The organism is Celeribacter marinus (assembly GCF_965656515.1).
GTDB classification, from domain to species: Bacteria; Pseudomonadota; Alphaproteobacteria; order Rhodobacterales; family Rhodobacteraceae; genus Celeribacter; species Celeribacter marinus_D.
On the sequence record NZ_CBFHKW010000062.1, the window covers coordinates 7133 to 14973 of the forward strand.

11 protein-coding genes are annotated in these 7841 nt (G+C 55.6%); 7 read left to right on the top strand and 4 right to left on the bottom strand.

Features of this window, described 5'->3' with window-relative positions; translation table 11 throughout:
* Window positions 1-1016: trigger factor (gene tig, locus ACTG34_RS11845; protein WP_439105107.1), on the top strand; the 1016-nt coding region annotated here is incomplete at its 5' end.
* A gap of 134 nt (window positions 1017-1150) precedes the next feature.
* On the opposite strand, the gene ACTG34_RS11850 is transcribed toward tig, so the two are convergent.
* The 4 genes from ACTG34_RS11850 to rpsF form a co-directional block, all read right to left on the bottom strand.
* Window positions 1151-1624, bottom strand: coding sequence for a transglycosylase SLT domain-containing protein (locus tag ACTG34_RS11850; protein ID WP_439105108.1), 474 nt, complete (start codon window positions 1622-1624; stop codon window positions 1151-1153).
* 171 nt (window positions 1625-1795) lie between these two features.
* On the bottom strand, window positions 1796-2395 hold the full coding sequence (rplI, locus tag ACTG34_RS11855; protein ID WP_062218802.1) for a 50S ribosomal protein L9: 600 nt from the start codon (window positions 2393-2395) through the stop codon (window positions 1796-1798).
* Between the two features lie 13 nt (window positions 2396-2408).
* The gene (gene rpsR, locus ACTG34_RS11860) at window positions 2409-2636 is read right to left on the bottom strand and encodes a 30S ribosomal protein S18 (protein ID WP_005852865.1); all 228 of its coding nucleotides are present in this window, start codon (window positions 2634-2636) and stop codon (window positions 2409-2411) included.
* A 22-nt stretch (window positions 2637-2658) separates the two neighbouring features.
* The gene (rpsF, locus tag ACTG34_RS11865) at window positions 2659-3015 is read right to left on the bottom strand and encodes a 30S ribosomal protein S6 (protein ID WP_062218800.1); all 357 of its coding nucleotides are present in this window, start codon (window positions 3013-3015) and stop codon (window positions 2659-2661) included.
* Between the two features lie 326 nt (window positions 3016-3341).
* Between rpsF and ACTG34_RS11870 the strand changes: the two genes are divergently transcribed.
* From ACTG34_RS11870 to ACTG34_RS11895, 6 genes are all read left to right on the top strand, one after another.
* Complete coding sequence (locus ACTG34_RS11870; RefSeq protein WP_439105109.1) at window positions 3342-3998, top strand: hypothetical protein; 657 nt, start codon at window positions 3342-3344, stop codon at window positions 3996-3998.
* A gap of 313 nt (window positions 3999-4311) precedes the next feature.
* Complete coding sequence (locus ACTG34_RS11875) at window positions 4312-4566, top strand: hypothetical protein (protein ID WP_439105110.1); 255 nt, start codon at window positions 4312-4314, stop codon at window positions 4564-4566.
* Window positions 4567-4719: 153 nt separating this feature from the next.
* Window positions 4720-5652, top strand: coding sequence for an ACP S-malonyltransferase (fabD, locus tag ACTG34_RS11880; protein ID WP_439105111.1), 933 nt, complete (start codon window positions 4720-4722; stop codon window positions 5650-5652).
* Between the two features lie 55 nt (window positions 5653-5707).
* A complete protein-coding gene (gene fabG, locus ACTG34_RS11885; protein WP_439105112.1) occupies window positions 5708-6445 on the top strand; it encodes a 3-oxoacyl-[acyl-carrier-protein] reductase in 738 nt (245 codons plus the stop codon).
* Window positions 6446-6699: 254 nt separating this feature from the next.
* Window positions 6700-6933: an acyl carrier protein gene (locus ACTG34_RS11890; protein WP_009571390.1), complete on the top strand. Its 234-nt coding sequence runs from the start codon at window positions 6700-6702 to the stop codon at window positions 6931-6933.
* A gap of 206 nt (window positions 6934-7139) precedes the next feature.
* The gene (locus ACTG34_RS11895; protein WP_342842705.1) at window positions 7140-7643 is read left to right on the top strand and encodes a DUF6985 domain-containing protein; all 504 of its coding nucleotides are present in this window, start codon (window positions 7140-7142) and stop codon (window positions 7641-7643) included.
* The last annotated feature ends 198 nt before the right edge of the window (window positions 7644-7841 follow it).

Consider the following 7841-nt stretch of genomic DNA (forward strand, 5'->3'; position numbering starts at 1 on the left):
ACGTTGTTGTCAACATGTCCTACGAAGCGCTGCCCGAGATCCCTGACGCCGACCTGTCCGGTGTGAAAATTGAGAAACTCGTCGTGAAAGCGTCTGACGCTGAAGTTGACGATGCTTTGAAAAACCTCGCAGAAACGGCGCAGAATTTCGAAGAGAAAAAAGGCAAATCCAAAGACGGCGATCAGGTTGTGATCGACTTCCTCGGCAAAGTTGACGGCGAAGCCTTTGACGGCGGTGCCGCCGAAGATTACCCACTGGTTCTCGGGTCCAACTCGTTCATCCCCGGCTTTGAAGAGCAGCTTGTGGGCGTGAAGGCCGGCGACGAAAAGAACGTCGAAGTGTCCTTCCCCGAAGAATACGGTGCCGCACACCTTGCTGGCAAAGCCGCTGTTTTTGAATGCAAAATCAAATCGGTAAACGCGGCTGTTGCAGCGGAGATCGATGACGAGCTTGCTAAAAAGTTCGGCTCCGAAGATCTCGCGACCCTCAAAGGTCAGATCACCGAGCGTCTTGAAAACGAATATGCCGGTGCAGCGCGCGCGGTGATGAAACGTGGTCTGTTGGATCAACTCGACGCTATCGTGTCGTTTGACTTGCCGCCCTCGCTCGTTGAGGCAGAAGCCAAGCAGATCGCGCACCAGTTGTGGCACGAAGAGAACCCAGATGTTCATGGCCACGATCATCCTGAGATCGAGACCACGGACGAGCACAACGCATTGGCCGAGCGCCGCGTGCGTTTGGGCCTGTTGCTGGCTGACATCGGTCAAAAGCAAGAGATCAAGATCACTGACGCCGAGTTCACACAAGCCGTGATGAACCAAGCGCGCCAGTATCCTGGTCAAGAGCGCGAGTTCTTTGAATTCGTTCAGCAAAACGCCCAAATGCGTCAGCAGCTCCAAGCGCCGTTGTTTGAAGACAAAGTTGTCGACTGGATTGCTGAAAACGCTGATCTGACAGAAAAAGAAGTCTCGAAAGAAGACCTCGAAAAAGCCGTCGAAGCTCTCGACGACGAATAACTGCCGAGGCGGCAGGGCCATTATCGGGCTCGCCGTTCGACAGTCTCGCCATAGTGCGAGGGACAGTGAGGCCGCTCCCGACAGGGGGCGGCCTTTTTCGTTGGCGTTCGGGACGTAGGGGTGTTGGGCGCGCCCTAACTGCGCAGGCCCGTCTCGTATAGCAGGCCCATCTTTTTCGCCTCGTAATAGTAGCCTTTGGCGTACCATTTCATCGCGCCGTCGATGTCGCCGCCAGACACCAGATAGGCGCCTTTGAGATATTTTCCCGCCCATTGCAGGTTCACATTCGCATCGAGGAGGTCCTCGGCGGGGCCACGGTGCCCCATGGTGCGCGCCGTTTGTGGCAGGATTTGCAGCAGACCCCAATACGGCCCATTGCGCGCCCACGGGCGGTGGGTGCTTTCGCGCACAGCTTGGCGGTGGATCAATTCGCGCGGGATGTCATAGTGGTCGGCCCATGTGTTGATGAGGCCGCGCAACTCGGGCGTCTCGTTGGGAAACAGCGGCGGATTGTAGCCGCGGCTTGTCTCAAGAGGGGCGGGCGTTTTGCCACAAGCGATCAGGGCGAGGGGGGCGAGGAAAACAACACGGCGGGAAATATGGAGCATGGATAACCTTTGTCACTGAGTATGCGCGACAGGACCATGCGCAGCCCCTATTGCCAAGCGTGATTGAATGGGGTGGCGGAAATTTGCGCGTGCCTTGCCGTCAACCGGCGGCCCAAAAGAAAAGGCCCCGCCAAAACTGGCAGGGCCTTTCCAAAGTCATTTGAGCGACGATTATGCGTCGTCGGAAGCAGCGTCATCACGATCGTTGTCGTCAGCGGCGGAGCCGATTTCGTCAAACAATTCGGAGATTTCGAATTCTGCTTGTGCTTCTTCTTCAGCGGCCAATTCCTGAATGGATTTGCCTTCGGCCTGAAGTTCGGCTTCTTCAGCGGAGCGAGCGATGTTCAACGTAACAGTCGCGGCGACTTCCGGGTGAAGCTGGATCGTAACGTCGCGCAGGCCAAGCTCTTTGATCGGGTGACCGATAATGACTTGTTTGCGGGAAATGGTGAACCCACCTTCGCTTACAACTTCTTCGATGTCGCGCGGGCTTACGGAGCCGTAAAGCGCACCGGAATCGGATGCAGAGCGAATGACAACGAATTTGGTGCCGTTGAGTTTGGCAGCCAATGCGTCGGCTTCTTTTTTGGTTTCGAGGTTCTGTGCTTCGAGCTGTGCTTTGCGTGCTTCGAAAGCTGCGATGTTTGCAGCGGAGGCGCGCAATGCTTTTTCCTGTGGAAGCAGGAAGTTACGTGCGTAACCCTGTTTTACAGAAACAACATCGCCCATTTGGCCAAGCTTGGCCACACGTTCAAGAAGGATAACGTCCATTGTTCAGTACTCCTTACTTAACGGCGTATGGCAGAAGAGCGAGGAAACGAGCGCGTTTGATGGCACGGGCCAATTCACGCTGTTTTTTCGCAGATACTGCGGTGATACGGGAGGGAACGATTTTGCCACGCTCAGAGATGTAGCGCTGCAAAAGACGTGTGTCTTTATAATCGATCGCGGGTGCATTGTCGCCAGAGAACGGGCAGACTTTGCGACGGCGGAAAAATGGTTTTGCGGCCATGTTAAAGGTCCTTTCCTAGATCTTACGGGCGACGTGGGCGGCGCTCTTCGCGCTCGTCACGTTTTTGCATCTGGACGGAAGGCAGCTCTTTGTGCTCTTCGACCTTGATGGTCATAACGCGCATCACATCGTCGTGCAGGCGCATCAGGCGTTCCATTTCCTGCACGGCAGCAGGGGAGCTGTCGGTGCGCAGGTAGGAATAGTGGCCCTTGCGGTTTTTGTTGATCTTGTAAGCCATCGTTTTGACGCCCCAGTACTCGTGGTCCACGAGTTTGCCGCCGTTGTCGGCGAGGACAGTACCAAAATGTTCGATGAGACCTTCGGCTTGTGCGTTGGACAGGTCCTGACGCGCAATGAAGACATGCTCGTAAAGCGGCATGAGTGCTCCAGTTCTATATCAAGCGTATTTCATAGGGCGGGCGTTTGGCCTTTCCGCAGCCCGTCCACGAGAGTCTACGCGGTTCATAAATCCTTTGCGGAAAGGATGTGCCCTTATAAGGGTCTGTTTTTGTGGCGCAAGGGCAAAGGCGTGAATCTGGCCTTGTTTTCTTCGATATTTCACGCTTTTGGGCGCGATGTGTGGCCTATAGCGCAGGGCGGCCGCTCAAGGCGGTGCGGTAGACGTTGAATTTACGCAACTTTGCCATACTGTCGCCGTGTTGGGGTGCAAAGGTTAATACAGATTAACCCAAAAACGAGCGTGCAATGTCCGATCTGTCAGCATCCACCGGCTTTTCTACATCTCCCAGCTTTAAGGCGTCGACGATTGCGCGCCACGCCACAAATTACGGCTACCGCGTGACACGGGCCCGTCCCATGCGTCTGTGGCTTGACGGGGTTGAGGCCTGTGTCGCGGTTGCGGGCTATGCGGGCGTGTTGATGACCGCCGGATTATGGATATTGCCAGGGTCTGTTGTCACCGCAAGCGTTTTGGGGATCAAGATCGGGCTCTCTCTCTCGTTCGGTCTCACGGGGCTATCGCTTTTGCAGGTGGCGGCGCGGGGGCTTCACCGCGAGGTTCAGGTGGATCGCAAACGCGCACAGATCAGGCTGGTGTGGCGCAATCGCAAGGGCGAGACCCGTTTGGCCAACGTGTTCGGATTTGATGAAATCGGGTCGTTATTTTTACGACGCTCCGCGATGTCGGGCGGGCGCACGCGGTTGTTCGTGCGCATCACATCGCTCAAAGCGCCCGTAGAGCTATGTTCCGGCTCTGAGCGTGAAATGCAGGGGCTATGGAACGCCATGAACGTGAATTTACATGCGCCAACTGGCACGCAGCCGGTTATCCCAACGCCATTTGGGTCGGCACGTGTCGGGCGCGCATCCCCCGCAGCGGAGCCTGTTGGAACAGCGGTATAATGCTCTGCGATAGAATCGCAAAGCGGCACGAATTAGGCGATACGGCGTATTGTGAGCGGGCGGCGGCGAGCGTGTGTCGAAAAGCGGGCAGGTTTAAAGCCATTCAATGTCATCGAAAATTTTAGTAAAATCCGAACGGGCAAAATTGGTAAACAAGTGAGCGTTTCAGGCCTCAATTTGGAGCCTGTATATCCATAATGTTTTGAAAACGTTTGGTTATATGGAAAATCAGGCCGTTAACCATTCTGCTCTCTTTTTGTAGGTGTTTCCCTTTAGATGAGCGTAGATTCACCGCACAGAAAAGGTGAAATCCATGACGCTCGTTGAAACATTCAAATCATATGCACGGCGTGAGGATGGCGCGGTCACAGTGGACTTTGTTGTCCTGACTGCGACGGTGATGATGTTGGGCGTGGGCGTTTTGACAACAGTGTCGCGTGGATCGTTGGACTATGCGGGCGCATTGGACGAACACATCAAGGCGATTGAGATTGGCGTTGGCGGCACGGAGACGAGCAGTGGGTCCGGTGGTGGCGCGGGTGCGGGTGTTGGTGGCGGTCAGGACTAGGCTTGGGTCAAATGCGCGTGGTTCCTCATTGCGCCCCTGCGCACAATCCTATGGACGTGCTCTCACAGCTGTATGATTTGCGCCTTTGACTTGCCGTGAGGCGTAGCGCCCGTTATTCCCATGTCCCAAAGACGTTTAACGTGAGGGACAACCATGACACGCGCATTTGTATTTCCGGGGCAGGGTGCCCAGACAATCGGTATGGGCAAGGCGTTGGCCGAGGCCTATCCTGCAGCCAAATCTATTTTTGACGAGGTGGACGATGCCTTGGGCGAAAAGCTCTCTACGTTGATCTGGGAGGGCGATATTGACGCGCTCACATTGACCCAAAACGCACAGCCCGCGCTGATGGCGACCTCTTTGGCCGCCTTGCGCGCGCTTGAGGCCGAAGGGTTCAGTGTTGCGGATGCGGCGTTTGTTGCGGGTCATTCCTTGGGTGAATATTCGGCACTGGCTGCGGCGGGGGCGATTTCGGTGGCTGACACCGCGCGCCTGTTGCGGACCCGCGGTCAAGCAATGCAAGCGGCGGTGCCCGTGGGTGTTGGCGCAATGGCGGCTCTGTTAGGGCTTGATTTCGCAACCGTGCAAGAGGTGGCCGCCGAGGCCGCAGCCGAAGGCGAAGTGGTCCAAGCCGCCAATGACAACGATCCCGGACAGGTGGTTGTGTCGGGGCACAAGGCGGCTGTCGAGCGCGCGTGCGAGATCGCCAAAGCGCGGGGCGCAAAACGTGCGGTCCTATTGCCGGTATCTGCACCGTTCCACTGTGCATTGATGGAACCCGCCGCACGGGTTATGGCGCAAGCACTTGATGATGTTGAGATTTTGGCACCGTGTGTGCCGTTGATCGCCAATGTCGAGGCCGCAGCGGTGACGGATCCGGCGCTCATCCGGTCCTTGTTGGTCAAGCAGGTCACAGGCTCGGTGCGCTGGCGTGAAAGTGTCGCCTACATGGGCGCGCAGGGCGTCACAGAAATCTGGGAAATCGGAGCGGGCAAGGCCTTGTCCGGCATGGTGCGCCGCATCGACCGTGACATCGCGTGCACTGCGATTGGCACGCCCGACGATATCGCAAAACTCAAAGCGTAAGCGCGAAGCAGGCGCAGATATTCAAAGCGGAACACGCTTTAAGAAAGGCAGTAATATGTTTGATTTGACAGGTAAAAACGCACTTATCACAGGTGCATCTGGTGGCATCGGTGGCGCAATCGCCAAGGCGCTACATGGTGCGGGGGCGACTGTTGTGTTGTCTGGCACGCGCCAAGAGCCACTTGATGCGTTGGCCGCCGAACTGGGCGAGCGGACGTATGTGTTGACGTGCAATTTGTCCGACAAGGACAGTGTTGAGGCACTGCCCAAGCAGGCGATTGAGGCCATGGGATCGGTCGATATTCTGGTGAATAACGCAGGGATCACGCGCGATCAGCTGTTCATGCGCATGTCTGATGACGAGTGGGACAGCGTGATCAACGTCAATCTTACCTCGACCATGCGCCTGTGCAAGGGCGTGATGCGCGGCATGATGAAGGCGCGTTGGGGCCGTATCGTGAATATTTCGTCCATCGTGGGCGCCACCGGCAACCCCGGTCAGGCGAACTATGCTGCGTCCAAGGCCGGTATGGTCGGCATGTCCAAATCGCTCGCCTATGAGGTTGCATCGCGTGGCATCACCGTAAACTGTGTGGCACCTGGATTTATCGCCACGGCGATGACCGATAAGCTGACCGACGAGCAAAAAGACAAGATCAACGTGCAAATCCCCGCGGCCCGCATGGGCAACCCTGAGGAAATTGCGGCGGCGGTGTTGTATCTCGCCTCTGCCGAGGCAGGGTATACCACGGGTGCGACCGTGCATGTAAACGGCGGCATGGCAATGCTCTAAGGCCCGTGGTGCGTTAAGGCTTTGTGTCATTGGTGCGAAGTTTTAACGTAGGGTTACAAATGATTTGCCCTCCTCGTACAGTGTGCTATAGGCGGGCCGAGTTAGTTATGAGAGTGTAAAATTCTCGTAGCCATGTTCGGGGGTTTTCGGAAATCAGGACTTGAAAAAGTTCTCCCGATCCCGACATGATCTAAGCGGCCCGAGGGCCAAGACCAAAAAGTGGGCATCGGGCCCCGTATATGTGAGGAAAGAATATGAGCGACATCGCAGATCGCGTTAAAAAGATCGTCGTCGAGCATCTCGACGTTGAAGAAGACAAAGTAACCGAGACCGCGTCTTTCATCGACGATCTTGGCGCAGACAGCCTCGACACAGTTGAGTTGGTTATGGCCTTTGAAGAAGAGTTCGGCATCGAAATCCCTGACGACGCTGCTGAAACAATTCAGACATTCGGCGACGCAGTGAAGTTCATCACTGAAGCTTCCTAAGCCTCACCGCTTAGACAGAATTAGAAAACGGCGCGGCCTGAAAAGGGCGGCGCCGTTTTTTTGTGTTTGGGTGGGGGCGTTGACCGAGTGCGCGGCGTTTCAGCGAATGGCAGGTTGGAGCCGACTTTGACAGATGCTGCGCGTTGCGCAAATGTCTGCTTGCCGTTACTGACCTAGTCAAACGAGGGATATCGGAAGGGCGCTGTATGGAATTCACATTTAACGAGGTTTGGTGGCAAGCAGATGTCCAGTTGCCCGCATGGTCAGACTTCACCAAAGGCGGCATGGCCGGACTGACATTTGCACCTGAGGGCAGAGATGAAGCTCCAATGGATGCAGACGAGGTTGCTCTTACGACTTGGGTTGAAGACAACCAAGAAAGGCAAAAGCAACCACTTCTGAACGCGGTCCTCGAAGCCTATCCTGGCTTTCGGAATCAGTTTTTCGAAAACTATGATATTGACGAGAACGAAGAAGACTTGCCCACTATTACTTCGGAAGATGGTCTAGCGACGGTGATTGCGCTCGAAAAAATCAACGTTCACCAGATCTCGAAAGATGGCGTTCCCTACGTAGGATATCAATTCTCATGCCGTTGGGATGAAGAACATGGTCTCGGCGTTTTGATGCATGACAAACGGGTTATCGAAGTCGGTGGGACTGATACAGCATTCTTGCTCTGGATCGCGGAGCGTGATCGCGACCGTTGATACCCGATGACTATATGAGCGATACTTCGGGACCATCCAAAACCAGTCCTTTGAGCGGTTGCTTCGTAAGGCAGCAAAGTCCCGCAACGCGGGCATAGAAGCTTAAGCGCTCAACCAACATCACTCACCAAAATCCGCCAATCCGCCGTTAGGGGGCGAGCGGGGTCTTTCATCGGAGTGCGCACCCGTGTAATAAAC